16 protein-coding genes are annotated in these 16,637 nt (G+C 59.3%); 1 reads left to right on the forward strand and 15 read right to left on the reverse strand.

Features of this window, described 5'->3' with window-relative positions; all coding sequences use genetic code 11:
- Position 1 precedes the first annotated feature (1 nt).
- From RD1_RS03070 to RD1_RS03130, 13 genes are all read right to left on the reverse strand, one after another.
- Positions 2-1,003 carry a Gfo/Idh/MocA family protein gene (locus RD1_RS03070; protein ID WP_011566987.1) on the reverse strand — a complete coding sequence of 334 codons (1,002 nt, stop codon included), beginning with the start codon at positions 1,001-1,003 and terminating at the stop codon, positions 2-4.
- Positions 1,000-2,037 (reverse strand): Gfo/Idh/MocA family protein, encoded by a 1,038-nt coding sequence (locus RD1_RS03075; protein ID WP_011566988.1) that lies wholly within the window; start codon positions 2,035-2,037, stop codon positions 1,000-1,002. Before RD1_RS03075 ends, RD1_RS03070 begins: the two co-directional genes overlap by 4 nt.
- Positions 2,034-2,915: a sugar kinase gene (locus RD1_RS03080; RefSeq protein WP_011566989.1), complete on the reverse strand. Its 882-nt coding sequence runs from the start codon at positions 2,913-2,915 to the stop codon at positions 2,034-2,036. Before RD1_RS03080 ends, RD1_RS03075 begins: the two co-directional genes overlap by 4 nt.
- Positions 2,912-3,796, reverse strand: a complete 885-nt coding sequence (locus RD1_RS03085) for a DMT family transporter (RefSeq protein ID WP_011566990.1) — start codon at positions 3,794-3,796, stop codon at positions 2,912-2,914. Before RD1_RS03085 ends, RD1_RS03080 begins: the two co-directional genes overlap by 4 nt.
- On the reverse strand, positions 3,797-4,684 hold the full coding sequence (locus RD1_RS03090; protein WP_011566991.1) for an NAD(P)-dependent oxidoreductase: 888 nt from the start codon (positions 4,682-4,684) through the stop codon (positions 3,797-3,799).
- A gap of 12 nt (positions 4,685-4,696) precedes the next feature.
- Complete coding sequence (locus RD1_RS03095; RefSeq protein ID WP_050759047.1) at positions 4,697-5,584, reverse strand: phytanoyl-CoA dioxygenase family protein; 888 nt, start codon at positions 5,582-5,584, stop codon at positions 4,697-4,699.
- Positions 5,562-6,584, reverse strand: a complete 1,023-nt coding sequence (locus RD1_RS03100; protein ID WP_011566993.1) for a Gfo/Idh/MocA family protein — start codon at positions 6,582-6,584, stop codon at positions 5,562-5,564. Before RD1_RS03100 ends, RD1_RS03095 begins: the two co-directional genes overlap by 23 nt.
- Entirely contained in the window at positions 6,581-8,089 is a 1,509-nt protein-coding gene (locus tag RD1_RS03105; protein WP_011566994.1) for a UxaA family hydrolase, read from the reverse strand. Before RD1_RS03105 ends, RD1_RS03100 begins: the two co-directional genes overlap by 4 nt.
- Positions 8,090-8,100: 11 nt before the next feature.
- Entirely contained in the window at positions 8,101-9,051 is a 951-nt protein-coding gene (locus RD1_RS03110) for a phytanoyl-CoA dioxygenase family protein (protein ID WP_011566995.1), read from the reverse strand.
- Between the two features lie 15 nt (positions 9,052-9,066).
- Complete coding sequence (locus RD1_RS03115) at positions 9,067-10,689, reverse strand: TRAP transporter large permease (RefSeq protein WP_011566996.1); 1,623 nt, start codon at positions 10,687-10,689, stop codon at positions 9,067-9,069.
- A complete protein-coding gene (locus tag RD1_RS03120) occupies positions 10,689-11,531 on the reverse strand; it encodes a TRAP transporter small permease subunit (protein ID WP_081432910.1) in 843 nt (280 codons plus the stop codon). The genes RD1_RS03115 and RD1_RS03120 overlap by 1 nt, the downstream gene beginning before the upstream one ends.
- A gap of 24 nt (positions 11,532-11,555) precedes the next feature.
- Complete coding sequence (locus RD1_RS03125) at positions 11,556-12,725, reverse strand: mandelate racemase/muconate lactonizing enzyme family protein (RefSeq protein ID WP_011566998.1); 1,170 nt, start codon at positions 12,723-12,725, stop codon at positions 11,556-11,558.
- A 71-nt stretch (positions 12,726-12,796) separates the two neighbouring features.
- The gene (locus RD1_RS03130) at positions 12,797-13,819 is read right to left on the reverse strand and encodes a TRAP transporter substrate-binding protein (RefSeq protein WP_011566999.1); all 1,023 of its coding nucleotides are present in this window, start codon (positions 13,817-13,819) and stop codon (positions 12,797-12,799) included.
- A 196-nt stretch (positions 13,820-14,015) separates the two neighbouring features.
- Between RD1_RS03130 and RD1_RS03135 the strand changes: the two genes are divergently transcribed.
- Positions 14,016-14,693 (forward strand): GntR family transcriptional regulator, encoded by a 678-nt coding sequence (locus tag RD1_RS03135; protein WP_011567001.1) that lies wholly within the window; start codon positions 14,016-14,018, stop codon positions 14,691-14,693.
- Here RD1_RS03135 and denD read toward each other — a convergent pair.
- Positions 14,666-15,637, reverse strand: a complete 972-nt coding sequence (gene denD / locus RD1_RS03140; protein ID WP_011567002.1) for a D-erythronate dehydrogenase — start codon at positions 15,635-15,637, stop codon at positions 14,666-14,668. The genes RD1_RS03135 and denD overlap by 28 nt on opposite strands.
- Positions 15,634-16,521 carry an NAD(P)-dependent oxidoreductase gene (locus RD1_RS03145; RefSeq protein ID WP_011567003.1) on the reverse strand — a complete coding sequence of 296 codons (888 nt, stop codon included), beginning with the start codon at positions 16,519-16,521 and terminating at the stop codon, positions 15,634-15,636. The genes denD and RD1_RS03145 overlap by 4 nt, the downstream gene beginning before the upstream one ends.
- Between the last annotated feature and the right edge of the window lie 116 nt (positions 16,522-16,637).

The raw sequence follows: 16,637 nt of genomic DNA on the forward strand, positions 1-16,637 counted from the left end.
GTTACGCCCCTTCGGCCAGCGCTTGCGCTTGCAAGGCAAGCTCCATCACCTTAAAACAATGCGCTTGTGTCATCGCCGTTTCCGTGCGGTTTTCGATGTCATTGAGCAACTGGCCGAAATAGGGCAAGCCAGCGTCTGACGCGTCGATCTTTTCACATCTGTCTCCGGTGACTAGGATCAGGTGATCCGTCCCTGCGCTGCCCCCGACATCCACGTATTTGCGCAACTCGATATAGCCTTCGGTGCCCAGAATGGTCAGCCGCCCATCGCCCCATGTAGGCAGCGCGTGGGGCGTGTACCAATCTACCCTGATGGACCCCGTGCCCTGATCGCTTTTCAAGGTGATCTCACCAAAATCCTGAAGCCCGGGGTGGGCCGGGTTCGCGTGGTTGGCCACGAAAGCATGGGTCACCTCGGCCTCTGTGGAGCCGGTGAAATGCAGGAACTGGTCGATCTGATGCGAGGCGATATCCGTGAGGATACCGCCATATCGGCCGCGGTCAAAAAACCAATCCGGCCTGGTTTCCTTGTTCAGCCGGTGCGGTCCCAGCCCGGCGGTGTGCACGACCCGACCGATCGCGCCCTCGGCCACCAATGTGCTGGCGCGCGTCACGGCGGGGACTTCGAACCGTTCGGAAAAGTTGATCGACCAGATCCGCCCGGTGTCACGCACAGTGCTGCGCAGATCGTCCAGCTGCGCCATGGTCGTGCAGCCGGGTTTGTCGGTCATCACATCCATGCCGCGCTGCATGCATTGGATCGCCAGTGCTGCACGATCCGCCGGGATTGCAGCGATCAAGGCCAGATCTGCGCCAGACGCCAGTGCAGCATCGAGTGTTTCAAATCGGGTCAGATGGGGAAAGCGTTTGCGAAACCCCTCAAGGCTGTGTAGCGTGCCTTCGGTCCAGAAGCCAAGGCATTGCGCCCCGGCGTCCAGCATGTTTTGCGTCATGCCGAAAATATGCCGGTGATCGAGACCGATTGCGACGAATTTGACGCTCAAACCTGTGCCACCTTTTCCCAAGACCGTAACTTGCCGGATCGTTCCATTGCATCAATGACCGCATGCGCCATTAGGGCCTGTTTCCCGGTGGCCATCGGGGCGCGCTGATCGGTGATGGCCAGCGCGAAGTCTTCGATCACGCTTTGATGCCACGCGTGGGTAAAGGCCATGGGGTCCGCGCCGCCGCCAGTCGTGGCGCTGGCGCCATGTGTTTCTGTCTCCCCGTCCAGATGGGCAATCGTGAGCACGCCGCTTTCCAGATGCGCGCTGGCCTTGGTGCCGTGCAGGCTGATGGTTTCCGCCGTTCCCGGAAAAGCCGAAGTTGTGGCCGTCAGTGTACCCACACAGCCCCCGGCGGTTTCAAACAAGGCACCGGCCCAGTTTTCAGCCTCCAGCCTGTGCAGGGCGGTTTGGTGCATATGCGCGCAGACCTTGGAAAACGGTCCCAGTAACCACAGCGCAAGGTCAAGTGTATGGATCGCCTGCGACATCATCACGCCACCGCCATCGCGGGCATAGGTGCCGCGCCCCGGGGCATCGTAATAGTCCTGATCCCGCCACCACGGAACGCGAATTTCGGCATTGGTGATATCGCCCAGCTTGCCTTGATCAAGCGCCTGTTTCAACGCCTGTGACGCGGCGCGCGCGCGGTGCTGGAAGACGATACCAAGCGGCACAGCATGATCTGCGCAGAGCGTGACAATGTCTTGTGCGGCTTCAAGGGTCCGCTCAACGGGTTTTTCCATCAGGATTGGTTTGCCCGCTCGCACCAAAGGCGCAATCAAGTCGCGCCGTGCATCCGGGGGCGTTGCAATGACAACGAAATCGACCCCAGGGTCGGCGGCAACCTCATCCGCGTTTTGATAGGTTTTCACTGCGCGGCCAAGCACCTCAGCAGCATGTCTGCCATAGGCGCGAGCCTTTTCCGGGTCGCGCCCCATGATGCCGGATAGATAAACGGTTTCAGCATCCCGAAAGGCCGTAAGATGTGTATCCGCCACCATGCCAAGCCCGATCAGAACGGCGTTTTTCATGGCGCCGCCTTGGGTATGATTGCCCCCCGATATTGTACGACCTGTGCCGCGCAATCATGTCCGGCACGCAAAGCCTGCGCCTGCGATCCGCCTGCCAAAAGCGCGGCGAGATAGGCACCGTTGAAGCTGTCGCCCGCCGCCGTGGTATCCAGCACATGGGGCGCGGCACCGTAGGCTTGCGAGACTGCATCGCCCAGACTGATTGGCCCGTCAGCCCCGCGTTTCAACGCACCGGTGCCGTGATATCGGGTAAATCGCGCCTCAACCGCTGCGGCATCCTCATCAAAGAGCAGCATTTCATCATCAATGGAGGGCAGGCAGATGTCTGCACGTTCCCACAGCGCAGATGTCACGCGCTGTGCGGTCGGTTTATCCTCCCACAGGCGGGGTCGATAATTGCTGTCATAGGCCAGTTTGATGGGTGTTCTGCCCAGCCACTCAACCAAAGCACTGCGCGCCGCATCAGGCAGGATCGCCACACTGATGCCCGAGAGGTACACAAGGTCATAGGCCTCAAGGATCGCGAAATCATAACCGGCACCGGTCTGGAACAGATCCCGCGCAGCGGCAGCACTGCGCCAATAGGTGAAGGAGCGTTCGCCATCCTCCGTGGTTGTGATCGCATAAAGGCCGGGGGATTTCCCGGTCAGGCGGGTCACAGCACCGGTGCCGATTGCTTGTGCTGCGATGAAGTCCTCGATCTGGTCCGAAAACGGATCATCACCGAGGCAAGTCACGTAGTCGACGCTGAATTGCGGCGCGTTCCGTTTGAGGTAAATCGCCGTATTCAACGTGTCGCCCGCCACACCAACTTGGGAGGTCTGCCCCAGAATGGACAGTTCGATCATCGCTTCTCCGACGCAGGCGATACGGGTCATTTACGCTGTTCCCTTTTCCAGATGACGAGGCCGGACGCCACGATCACCAAGGCGCCGACGACGACCCAGAAATCAGGCACATCGCCAAAGATCAACCAACTGAAGGCGGCGATATAGATCATGAACGAATAGGTATAAGGCATCAGCGTATTGGCGGGCGCAAAGCGGTGCGCATTGGTGAGCAACTGATGCCCGCCCCAGCCCATCACGCCCAGCCCGACCAGCAATGCTGTGTCCAATAGACTTTGCGGCGGAATCCAGAACCAGAGGGCAAAGGGCAGGGTCAGCATGGTTCCCAAAGCGCCGAGGTAGAGTTGCTGCGTTTCGGTTGCGACAATTCCGGCGAGTCTGCGGGTCATCAGGGAGTACAGCGCCAGTGCAGTCGCGTTATACAGTGGGAGGATCATGGCCGGATGGAACGTCTCGCCAAACGGGCGGATCACGATCAGAACGCCGGCAAACCCCAACAGGATCGCCCCCCAGCGCCACGGCCCGATTTGTTCTTTCAGGATGGTCATCGACAAAAAGCACACGATGATCGGGCTGGAAAACATGATCGCCGAAATGATCGTCAGTGGCAGATAGCTCAGCGCATAGAAATTACCCAATGTCGCGGATATCAGCAGCAAGGCCCGGCTCAGTACCAGCCAGATGTGATCGGTGCGAAACCGATCGAGGGCCATGCCATCCTTGGCAATCATGCCCACCGAAATCACCAGATGCCCGGCGTAGCGCATGAACACCAGTTGAAACGCCGGATAGCCCGCCAGCGCAAGCCATTTGGCCGAAACATCGACCATCGCAAAGAAGTACCAGGCCACCAGCATCATGAGAATGCCAAGCTGGGGCCGGTCTTCTATGGCTCGCGCTGCGACCGCCATTTAGCCGCTGTATTTAACGGCAAAGAAATCAACCATCTGGCTGACCATGTCATCGCCACGCCCGGTATCGCGCGCCTCTGTCAAAGCGGAGAGGGCGCATTGCGACATCATGCTTTTGACGCCTGCGTCATCCGCCATCTTCGAATAGTACCCGACGTCCTTGGCCGCGTTCTTGATCGCAAAAGCCAGCAGGTTCGGATCGCCGTCCACGCCGTACCCTTTGACGAAATCCATCATCCCGCTGTGCAGCGGTCCGGCGGCCATCACGTCATAAAGTTCCTTGCGGTTCACACCGGCGATGTCGGCCATGGCAAAGGCTTCGGCCATGGCATTGGCCACGGTCATGCCAAAGAAGTTGTTGATCAGCTTGATCGTATGCCCGGACCCGAGGGCACCGAGGTGAAACACGTTTTCGCCCAGATCTTTCAAGACACCTTCGACCTTGTCAAAGGCCGTCTTGTCGCCCGAACACATGATGTTGAGCAATCCGTCCTTGGCGTGGCTGGGGGTGCGGCCAAGGGGAGCATCCAGATAGGTGCCGTCTGCTTCTGCGACCTCTGTGCCGAGCGCACGGGTGGATGCTGGCAGCGATGTGCCGAAATCAATCACCACAGCGCCGGGTTTGAGACCGGCAATCACGCCATCCTCGCCGCGCATCCGGCTTTCCACGTGGTCTGATGTGCCCATGCACAGCATGATAATGTCGCTGGCTGCGGCCACCTCTTTGGCGCTGGCGGCTTCCGTTGCCCCGCGGGCGATGGCAGCGTCCAGATGGGTACGGTCGCGGTTGCCCAAGACTGTCAGCGTGTATCCCTGATCCTGCAGGCGGCCGACCATGGCCCCGCCCATAAGCCCAAGGCCGATGAATCCGATCGTTGGTTTTGTCATGCGAGGTGTCTCCTATTTCGCGGTATCAAAGGCACGTTTTTTCATGCCTTTCTGGATTTCGTAGATTGATATCGGCACGTCCGGCTGCGGTTGCGGGATCCGCACAGGGATGTTTTTCAGGCGTGGGTTTTTCGTGGGCTGCCCGCAAAGCATACGGGTATCGTAATCCTCGATCCCGTCCCAGCGCGTCATGGACCCCATGATCGGAAAGGCATCCGCCGCCATCATTTCGAAAAACAGGATACGGCGTGGCCGGTCAGAGGTATTCAGCGCCGAGCCATGCACAATGCGGCCGTGATGGATGCTGATAGACCCCGCCGGGCCGGTCAGTTGAACCGCGTCGTCAGGGTTCAGCCCATTGTCCTCGGGCAGCATCGCACCCGCAAAGACGCCATCCACATGATGATCATAGACCGGCCCCTTATGGCTTTCCGGGTAGACCATAAGCGGCCCGTTTTCAGCGGCCATATCGTCGATCAATACCCCGATGGCCAGAATGTCATCGTTGGTATGGGGGTAAAAGGCATAGTCCTGATGCCATTCGACCGCCGCGCCATAGCCCGCCGATTTCATATTCAGTTTGGTCGTGTGCAGACGCAGGTCAGGCCCGATCAGATCGCGTGCCGGGCCGAGAATGTGGTCTGAAACCATCAAGTCGCGCACCACATCCGATATCATATGCGGCAGTTTCACACGCCTCAGACGTGGCTCGGCTGGCGTATGGGTATCCTCAAGGTCCAGGCGGTCGTTCGACTGCGTCATGCCAGCGGCTTCGGTCTCAAACCGGGTGATCTCGTCGCGGAGTTGCGTGATCCATTCGGGCGGTATCTGGTTTTCCACAACCAGATAGCCACGGTCATTGTATCGCGTGACCTGTTCAGGCGAGAGCACTTCGGGCATGGCCGTCTCCTGTCGTCTGAGCTGCCAGTTGGTCTTCGATGGCCAGTGCGATTTCAAGCGTTCGGGTCGCATCCGCAACATCAATCAGTGGCGCGGCCCCGTCCATCACGTCAAGGAAATGATCCAGCTGTGCGTCGAGGGGTGGTTTCGTGTTGTCCGCGCGGACCAAAGGTTTTTGGCGCGCGGATTTCCCCCAGTCTGTTCCCTGCCACAGCGTCATGGAGGGAAAACTGACCGCGCCATCCGTGCCGGAAATCCGCAGCATATCCTGACCGGTTGTGCCGATATTGGGGTTCTCGCCGGTGGCTGCTTCGAACCCCCAGGGGCTGGGCGTGGTATCGGCAAAGCTGATGGTGCCTGTCGCCCCATCTTCAAAGGCCAGCGCGATGGCACCGGATTCGATCCGCGTCTCCCCGCGCAGGCCGCGCCCGCGCAAGGCTGCTGTTGCAACGATCTCACCGACCACGAAACGCAAAGTGTCAATGTCATGCACGAGGTTGATAAGAACAGGACTGCCGCCTGCCGTGCGCCAATTCCCGTCAAAATAAGCATCCGGCTTGCGCATGGCCCAGATCATGCTGAGCGTGACCGGCGTCCCAATAGCGCCCTCGGTCAGCAGGTGTTTCAATTGCTGGACCGACGCGTGATAGCGGCGATGATGTCCGACCAGCGAACCGACACCAGCCTGTTGCACCGCATCGCCGAGCGCGCGCGCGGCGCCCATATCGCCCGCGACAGGTTTTTCGATCAGCATATGCCAGCCATGTTCGGCGGCATACTGACCCTGTGCGCTGTGTAAATCCGTCGGTGTCGCGAGGATCACACCGTCCACGGGTGTTGTCACCTGCGCCATGTCTTCAAAGCGTGGGATGCCTTCGCCAGTTTTGATATCAGGGTTCGGATCAACGAGGCCAACCAGCGTGCAGCGTGGGTGGTCTTTCACTGTCTGCACGTGACGTGCACCAATCAACCCTCCACCCACGATGAGGACTTTTTTCACATCACAGCCCCGATTTGCCATGGCACGAATTCGTAATCGCCAAGGCCTTGCGCTTCGGATTTTGTTGCCTCGCCTGAGGCGACGCGCAAAAACATCTCGTAAATCTCGCGCCCCTTCTCTTCGACGCTTATGCCCTCGGTCAGGATGGTGCCGGCATCAACATCCATGTCCTCGCTCATGCGCTTTGCCATGGCCGAATTGGTCGCCACCTTGATGGTCGGGCTGGGTTTTGACCCAAATGCGGAGCCGCGCCCCGTGGTGAAACAAACCAGATTGCAGCCCCCAGCGATCTGGCCCGTGACGGAAGCCGGATCATAGCCGGGGCTGTCCATGAAGGTGAAGCCGCGCGCGCGTACAGGTTCGGCGTATTTGTAGACCCCCATCAGCGGTGAGGTGCCGCCCTTGGCCGCAGCACCGAGCGATTTTTCAAGGATCGTGGTCAAGCCGCCTGCCTTGTTGCCGGGCGACGGGTTGTTGTCCATCGTGCCTTTGTTGCGGGCGGTGTAATCCTCCCACCACTTGATCAGGCCGACAAGCTGTTCACCGGTTGCGCGGTCTATGGCGCGACGCGTTAGCAAGTGCTCAGCGCCATAAATCTCGGGTGTTTCCGCCAAAACGCCGGTGCCGCCCTGTGCTGCCAGCAGATCACAGGCATGACCCAGCGCAGGGTTCGCCGTGATGCCCGACCATGCGTCTGATCCGCCGCATTGCAAGGCGACCATTAACTCGGACGCGGGGCACTGCGTGCGTGTCGCCTGATTGGCGATGGGCAGCATCGCCTCGATCTTCTGGATGCCCATTTCGATGGTCTTGCGCAGGCCCGCAACCGACTGGATGTTCATGACCTGAAAGGTTTTGCTTTGCTTCAGGCCATAGGCTTCGAGGAGCCAGTCGATCTGGTTCATTTCGCACCCAAGACCGACCATCAAAACGCCAGCATGGTTCGGATGGCGCGCATAGCCCCACATCACCCGTTGCAGGGCCTCAAACCCATCGCCATCACCTGCCATACCGCAGCCCGTGCCATGCACGAAAGCCGCCACACCGTCGACGTTGGGATAGGCGGCCATCACCTCGGGGGTGAAGTGGTTGGCAATCATCCGCGCCGCCGTGGCCGAGCAGTTTACCGAGGTGACAATCGCGATGTAGTTGCGCGTGCCCACCGCGCCGTTCTCGCGCCGAAAGCCCATAAAGGTGTCGCGCTCCGCCTCTGGCACAGGTGTGACGGGCCGTTGATCGGTTGAGAATTCATAGTCGGCATCTGTATTGCGAAACTCGACGTTTTGCGTGTGTACGTGATCACCTGCGGCGATATCCTCAATGGCATAGCCAATGATCTGTGCATATTTGCGGATAGCATCGCCCTTGGGGATCGCTTGCGTTGCGATCTTATGCCCTGAGGGGATCAACGCGTTCGTGGTTGCGCCGCCGATTTCAACGCCGACTTCGAGCGCGCGGGTGGCAGTCACGACATTATCTGAGGGATCAAGGCGAACAATTTCCATGAGAGGTCCTTTTACGCGCAGAAAGGCGCATCTGATGTCCAGCGGTGAATCGGAATATGCGGCGCGTCGGAAAGCCGTGCGCGGGCGTCTTCCCACATCGCTTTCCATACCCGCCAGTCGCGCAATTCGCTGTCCGGGTTGGCGCGCGAGCGGGCGACAAAATCGGGGAAATGACTGCGCCCTGTCGGCTCACCCGTGACATTGTAGCGGATGTCGAAGGACCAGCGGAACGCATCCGTCTGATTTGTGAGCGAAGCATGGGGCGTGAGCGGATGAAACAGCACAACACCCCCCGCCTTGATGGGCAGCGGGATGGCGGCGGCTTCATCGACGAACCCATCCGCGATGCCGGTCTGCGTGCGCGCGCAATGGGGCAGGATACCCTGATCCGGCGATTTTGCCTGAACCTGCAGGCAGCCGTTTTCAATGGTGGCATCCGTGACCGCGATCCAGACGGTAACCATGCGGGTTTCATCCGCTTCTTCCAGCGCGACGGCGCGGTCCTGATGCCAGTCGGTGGCGGTGATATGGGCGCGGATCTCATCTGATTGCAGATCGGTAGCAGGCGGCTTCAACCTGACGTGTTGGATGGGGTTGGACGTCAGCTCCGGCCCCAGCAGGCTTTCAACCACATCCAGCAGGCGCGGCTCGCGCAGCAAATCGAACACGGCCGGGCCAAAATGAAACGGTGTGTCCGCTTTGATCTTGTCGCCCGGCAGGCTGATGTCCAGCGGCTGGAACCAATCGCATTTGGCGCGATACGCTTCGATCAGCTTGCCCCAGAAATCGAGTCTGCCGGGGGGCGTGCTGACACGCCCCTGTTCGAACCAGCCTGTATATAGATCGTCCAGACGGGCGGCGTATTCGGTTTTGACACGGTTCAGCACGTCAGTCGGGATCACGTCCGGTACGACCAGATAGCCGCGGGTTTCGAAGGTCTCGATTTGCTCAGGCGTCAGCATGAAATCCTCCCATCTCTACAAAAGCAGGGTTACGATGTTTGGCCAGATCAGCAGCACCGACAGGGCGCAAAGCTGGATGCCGATGAAAGGCAGGAACCCACGGAAAATATCCGTCAGGCTGATATGCGGCGGGGCCACCGATTTCAGGTAGAACGCCGCCGGGCCAAAGGGGGGCGACAGAAAGCTGACCTGCATGTTCATACAGAAGACAACGCCGAACCAGATGGCGATGTGCTGCGGCTCCAACTGACCGATGAAGCCGATTTCCTCGATGGGCAGGCGGCGGATGATGGGCAGGAACACGGGGATAATCAGCAGCACGATACCGACCCAATCCATGAAGGCCCCCATGAACAGCAGGATCAGCATCATCGCCAGAATGATCCCCATGGTGGGCAGATCGGTGCCGACGATGAAATCCGCCACGTAAGTTGGGCCGCCCGCGATGGTGTAGGCGCCCGCGAGCGCTGCGGCCCCGATGGTCACCCAGATGATGGTGCCGGTGGATTTCAGCGTGCGCATCAGGCTGTCCCAGATCAGATCCCACGATGCCTCACCGCGCAGAATGGCGATGACCAGAACGGCGAAGGCACCCATGCCTGCGGCTTCGGTAATGCCCGTGATGCCGCCATAGATTGACCCCATGACAACGCCGATGACGACAATGGGGGCCACCAGACCCTTACCCATGTTCCAGCCGGTCCTCGTGTTTGCCCAGCCAAAGACGAATTGCATCAGGGCCAGCATCAACAGGAACACGCCCGCAAACCAAGGCAGCCAGTCGGCGGTGCCAAGGGCAAAGGGGTCGCCTTCGTTCGCGGCATTGGCTCCGGTGAATTCGAAGAACGCCGCGCGCAGGAAGAGCGCCACGGTGAAACCTGCCGTCACCACGGCGAGGAAAGCCGCAAAGAGCATGCCCTTTTCGCGGCCCTGTGGATCACCGGGGACCGGATCAGGCAGGGGCGCATCCTCGGGGTGCATCTGCGTGCGGATGATGATGTAGATGATGATGAACGTGGCCAGCATGAAACCCGGCAGGAAGGACGCGGTGAACAGCGCCTTGATCGAGGTTTCGGTGATCAGGCCGTAGATGATCAGAACGATGGACGGCGGGATCATCGTTCCGAGACTGCCCGAGGCGCATATGACCCCGATCGCAAGGTTCTGATTATACCCCAGCCTGAGCATCTGCGGCAGCGCAATGAGGCCAAGCAAGACCACTTCGCCCCCGATAATACCCGACATGGCCGCCATGATCACGGCCATGATTGAGGTCACGATGGCGATGCCCCCCCGCGTGCCCGACAGCCAGACGTTGAGCGAGGAATACATGTCCTTGGCCACGCCTGAGCGCTCCAGAAGGGCGGCCATGAAGATGAACAGCGGAATGGATATGAGCACGTAGTCCGTTAAAAGCCCGTATATTTTCTGCGTTAGAATATATAACGGCCCCGTCCCCGGTCGTGAGGTCAGGATACCCTCGCCAAAGCTCATCGGGTTGGACAGAAGCGTGGGTTCGAACTTCATCACCAGCACAAGAACCGCCAGTGACGCCGAGGCCAGCCCCAGTGGCATGCCGATGGCCAGCAGCAGGATCAGTGCCAGCATCAGCACCAAAGAGATCGTTCCAATATCCATCAGTCTTGTCCTACCGCGCGTTTAAGGGCCTGAATTTCGTCTTCATCCGGCGTGTCGTCATGTATCTCAGGTTCTGCGTTCCAGTCGGAAATCAGGTTGAGCACCGCCTGTACCGCCACCAGCGAAATCATGATCAGCACAAGCGGTTGCAGGGTTGCGGGGATCGGCGGGTCAAAGGCCGTGCCGAATGTTTCCCATTTGTAGAGCTTGTTCTCAAAGACCTGCTTGTAGCTGCCGTAGACCAGAAAGAAGGCAAACATCACGATCAAAACCGTTGTGATGCAGTCAAAGAGACGCTGCACCCAGCGGGGGCAGACATCGTAGAGCAGAAAGATGCGGATATGGCTGCGTTGCTGCATCGCATAAAGCCCGGCCATAAGGAAGACAAACCCGGCCAGCCAGAGCGACAGCTCATTTGCCCAGAGCGTCGGGCGTTCCAGCACGTAGCGCAAAAATACCTCATAGAGCATGACGCTCGTCAAAAGCACGACCAGCATCATGGTGACCCGCCCGATGAACATGGCGGCGCGGTCTACGCTGCGCCAGTGTTCGAATTCCATGTTCGCGCGCCGGACGGTCATGGCACCAGCAATGAACAAGACCGGGACCAACAGCAGCGTCACCAGATCGACGATGTCGATCTTGCCGAACAGCGGCGTGAGGTTGGGCGTCACATCATTGCGGTCAAAAATCGCACTGACCTGACCGAACATGGATTCGTTCTCATGGGGGAACCATGTCAGGATATAGGCCGGCATGTGCCAGATCGCCCAGCCGGCACAAAAGATGAAGGCCAGCGGGATCAGCCATTCTATGAGGCTGCCTGAAGTTCTCTGCATCATTTTGCTCCTTCGTTTTTGGCGTGGTTACGCGGCTAAAGCGTAATGGGCGATAAAGTCCCGATCTGGTTCGACCCCGATACCGGGGCCGTCTGGAATGGTGACGCGACCTGCGTTGGCCTTGACCTGCGCCTGAATGTTCAGGGGCTGCGTCAGCAGGTCGTCGCGGAATTTGTTGTCGGTGGTGTCAAACTCCAGCATCGGCTCCCACGGGTGCAGGCCACCGGGCAGGGGGGGCATGGCGGCGAGCAGTTGCAGGTTCGCAGCAACAGCAATAGCGGATCCCCAAACGTGGTTCACCACGGGGGTGAAATGCGCATGACACAGGGCGAGAACCCGCAGGTATTCGCTGATGCCACCAAGGGCGCAAACTTCGGGTTGGGCGATATCCAGCCCGCGGTTTTCAAGGATCGCGCGCCAACCCCAACGGCCGAATTCTGCCTCCCCACCCGAGATATTGACCGACAGCCCGCGCCGCAGTTCGGCATACCCGGCATGGTCCTCGGGCGCGATGGGCTCTTCGAACCAATAGGCGTCCAGTTCGTCCAACGCCCGGCCCACGTAAAATGCGTCAGAGGTGGTGTAGGCGTGATTGGCATCCACCATGAAAGGATACCCATCGCCGACGCCTTTGCGCACGGCGGTGCAAAGGGCCACATCCGGTTTGGGGCCGAAACCTGTTTTCATCTTGGTGGCGACGAAACCCATGTCCCTGATTGCGGCGGCTTCATCGGTGAAACGGGCGGCGAGCGCGTCAACGGGTTCATCCCGGAGCATCATGCCGTACCCGTAACAGGGCACCGACGTGCGATGTGCGCCGCCGATCATTTTATGGAGCGGCAAGCCTGCGACTTTGCCAGCAATATCCCACAGGGCGATATCCACCCCGGACAGGGACTGCATCGGCATCCCCTTTTGCCCGTGGTCGCGCATGAGATTGTAAACCTTGTGCCAGATCACGTCGCGGTCCATCGGATCCATGCCGAGCACCATGGGCTGGATCACCTTTTCGACGATGCCCTTATTGGCCAGCGCGATGTTGCCCGGCCCGAAACACTCGCCCCAGCCAGTGATACCCTCATCCGTCTCCACCTCGACCAGATGCGCCGTGCGCCGGTCATAATACTGCTGCGAATACCCAAGCTGCTCGGGCATTTCATACTGCAATACATGGCTGATGATGCGGGTGATTTTCATGAGCTGCCTGAGGGAAAAGAGGCAGGGCCATTTCTAGCCCTGCCACTATGTCGATAACGCGGATGCGTGGCTTACTTCATCGCGCCCATGTCTTGAAGGAAGCTGATGTGGCTTGCCAAAAGCGCTTGTGCTTCGGGTGTCGTGGCAAACTCTGTCCAGCCCTTTTGAACCGCATCACGGTAGACCTGCAGATCTTCAGCGGACCACTCATAAAGGTTCACACCCTTGGCGCGAAGGTCTTTCGCGGTTTGCGCGTTTTGCACTTCGTTGATTGTCGCGTTGTGCAGCGCGAGGCTGTCCATGGCGACTTCCATGATGCGCTTGTGGTGATCGGGCATCGCGTCCCACACGTCCTTGTTGCAGGCCAGGTGATCGGCAGGCATGGAGTGGAAGCCGGGGTAGTTGGTGTGCTCGGCGATGTCATAAAGACCCAAGCCCACGTTGTTGGTCAGGTTCGCGGCATCTGCACCGTCGATGATACCGGTTTCAAGCGCTGTGAAGATTTCGGTGAAATCCATCACGATGGGTGACGCGCCGAGGTTCGCGAAAACCTTTGTGGCCAGACCGGGAGGGGAGCGGAATTTCCAGTCCTTGAAGTCTGCGACGTTGCGAATGGGTTTGGTCGAGGACAGCGATTCCGGACCGGGGATCCACCAGCCGATGAATTCCATGCCATAGGGGTTGTAAAGCTCGTTCAGCGCCGCCTTGCCATCACCGTGCAAAAGCCATGCCATCTGCTGATAGGGATTCTGATAGCCGCCCATCAAGTCGCCCGCGAATTGGAACGCAGGGTTCTTACCGGTCTGATAGGCGCCGCCCGTCATGTCGCAATCAAGGATACCTGTGGCTGCCGCATCGAACGTCTCAACGGATTTGACCACGGATGAGCTGTAAAACATCTCGATCTGGATTTCGCCGTTGGACATGGTTGTCACGTCGTCGATGAATTTCGCCGCCAGTTGACCCGACAGTTGTTCAGGCGAAAAATGCGTCTGAATGCGCAGCGTTGTTGTTTGTGCCGATGCGGTCATCGCCGTTGTTGCCGCCAATGCAGCGACTGCGGCAACGCTTGCCGCTTTCTTCAGTAGGTTCATGTTGTCCTCCCAGACGTTGAAGCGTTGTTATTGCTGAGCCGCCGCTGGCCGCTCATTTTGAATACGCTGGCAGAACGTTATGCGGGGCTGACCATTCCCGCAATAGAATTTTCATATTTCTGAAAATTTTGAGATTTATATGGATTATTGAAATTATCTTGGTACGGTCGGGGTAAGTAGTACGTGAGGTACGTGGATGTTCGACCGCGACATTTACTCAGATTTGCAGCATCGCCTCATCACCAATGATTTCGATCATGGCGAAAAACTGCGTGCAGAACAATTGAAACGTGACTACGGCTGCTCCGCCAGTACCGTGCGTGAGGCGCTCTTTCGGCTATCGACGGAAGGGCTGGTCGATTTTCAGGAACAGCGCGGTTTTCGCGTGCCGGAAAAATCGGCTGCGGTTCTGGCTGAACTGACGCACATCCGAATCCTGCTTGAGGGCGAGGGCACGGTGCTGTCGATCCGGCAGGGCGGGGTGGCCTGGGAGGCGCGGCTGACAGCGGCGCACCATCAACTCAGCCATATCGAAAAGCGAATCCACGCCAGCGAAGACCCGACCGATCTGGTGCCGTTGTGGTTTCAGGCTGAACTGGAGTTTCACCAGACGCTGATTTCGGCCTGCGACTCTGCCACGCTCAAGGCGATGCATGTGCAGGTCTACCGACGCTTCCGGCAGCAGTTGATGATTGCCGATCGCAGTTTTGATTTCATTTCAAAGAACATCCAGCATCATCACGCGATCATGGTCGCCGCCCTTGATGGCAATGAGGATCTGACGCGCCAGAAAATCCACGACCATCTGGCACGGCATCTTGGCGGTGCATTCAGCGCGCAAGCCGCTCAGCGGTTCAAATCCTCCGCAATGTAGATTTCGATGATCTCGTCAAAACTGGCTTCGGCCTTGAACCCGAGTGCCTCTGCGCGGGCAGGATTGAAATCGCGCGGCCAGCCTTCGACGATCTTGGCAATATCCGCGTTCGGCCGTGGCACGATCAGGTCCACAACCTTTTGGCCTGCCACGCGGCGCAAGGCTTCGATCTGTTCGGCAACGGTGCAGCTGATCCCCGGCAGGTTGAGCGCGCGACGACCGCCTAAACGGTTCGTATCAAGGCCTGCGGCATGCACCAGAAACCCGGCGGCAGATCGCGGCGATGCGTGCCAGTGGCGCACCGTATCAGGCACGGGCAAAATGGCTTCCTGCCCGTTCAGCGGTTCACGTATGATGCCTGAGAAAAACGAAGAGGCCGCGAGGTTCGCCTTGCCCGGGCGTACGCAAATGGTCGGGAAGCGCAGCGACATGCCATCGACAAAACCCTTTCGGCTGAAATCGCTCAGCATCAACTCGCAGCTTGCCTTCTGCGCGCCGTAGCTCGTTTGCGGGGCGGAGAGGAATTCGTCGTCAATCCTGTCCGGGAACGGGCCGCCAAAGACCGCGATGGACGAGGTGAACACCACCCGCGGAACATAAGCCCCGCCGGTGGCATTATGCTCGGACCGCAACGCTTTGAGCAGATGCCACATGGACATCATGTTGACGGCCCAGCCTTTGTCAAAATCGGTTTCCGCCTCGCCCGACACGATGGCGGCGAGATGAAAGATCACCTCGAAACGCTGTGTGGCGAGGGTCTGTATCGCCGCTGCGTCCGTCAGGTTCCCTGTGATCTGCACGCCCGGCGCGCTGGTCGGTGGAAAGCCCATATCGAAAAGCGTCACATCAAGGTCCTGAGCACCCGCGAGGCCTGATGTTGCCAAGCGGTGTGCCAGTTTCTGGCCGACCATGCCACCGCCGCCGATGATCAAAACGCGGGTCATGTCGCCAGCCCATTGCGCTGTTTCAGCTCCAGATAAAGGCCCGAGTGGTCTTTTTCCGCGCCCCCCATGGCGTCACTGAAATGCTGGAAACGGTCGCGCACGGTTTCGGTGGCGGGCAGGGTCAGACCAAGGCTCGCGGCTTCGTCCAGGGTATTGTTCAGGTCCTTGATCTGGAACTTGGTCAGCCCGCCGGGTTCAAAATCGCCCTTCGTCATCCGCTCCCCATGCTGTTGAAGAATAGTGCTATCGGCAAACCCACCTTTGAGGGCAGCGCGCACGGCTGCGGGGTCCGCACCACCCTGCTCCACCAGCAGCATCGCTTCGGCGACGGCGGAAATTGTGACGGCGACGATTGTCTGGTTCGCCAGTTTTGACAACTGCCCCGTGCCCGAGGGGCCGACATGCACCGGGCGACCCATGGCCTCAAACACGGCACGGGCCGCTTCGAATGTCTCGGCTTTGCCGCCGACCATGATGGCCAGTGTTGCATCCTGCGCGCCTTTGGTACCACCTGAGACGGGCGCATCCAGATGGCCAAAACCGAGCGCTGTGAGGGTGGCATGCTGCGCGCGGGCGTGCTCGGGCTTGGTGCTCGACATGTCGATCCAGATCGCGCCGGGGCTTAACGCGGCCTGAATGGCCGGGTCATCCACGAGCGCGCCGGTGGCATAGCCATCCGACAGCATGGTGATCACGAATTCTGCGCCCTGCACAGCCTGCACCGCGTCGGCTGCCAGCTTCGCACCATCGGCGACAAGCGGTTGAGCACGCGCAGCGGTCCGGTTCCAGACGGTCACGTCATGCCCGGCTTTCAAAAGGTTCCGCGCCATGGGAACACCCATCAGGCCGGTTCCGATAAGTGTGATTTTTCTGGATTGTGCCATCGGCCCTGTTTCCCCGTCGTGGTTGATCTTCTATGCAGTAGCCAAAGCGGCTGCGCTGTCATACGCTAACCTAAAGCAGCCATTGGACCAGCCCGTCCGGTGGTTTTTTGATGAAA

It is taken from the genome of Roseobacter denitrificans OCh 114 (genome assembly GCF_000014045.1).
Lineage (GTDB): Bacteria > Pseudomonadota > Alphaproteobacteria > Rhodobacterales > Rhodobacteraceae > Roseobacter > Roseobacter denitrificans.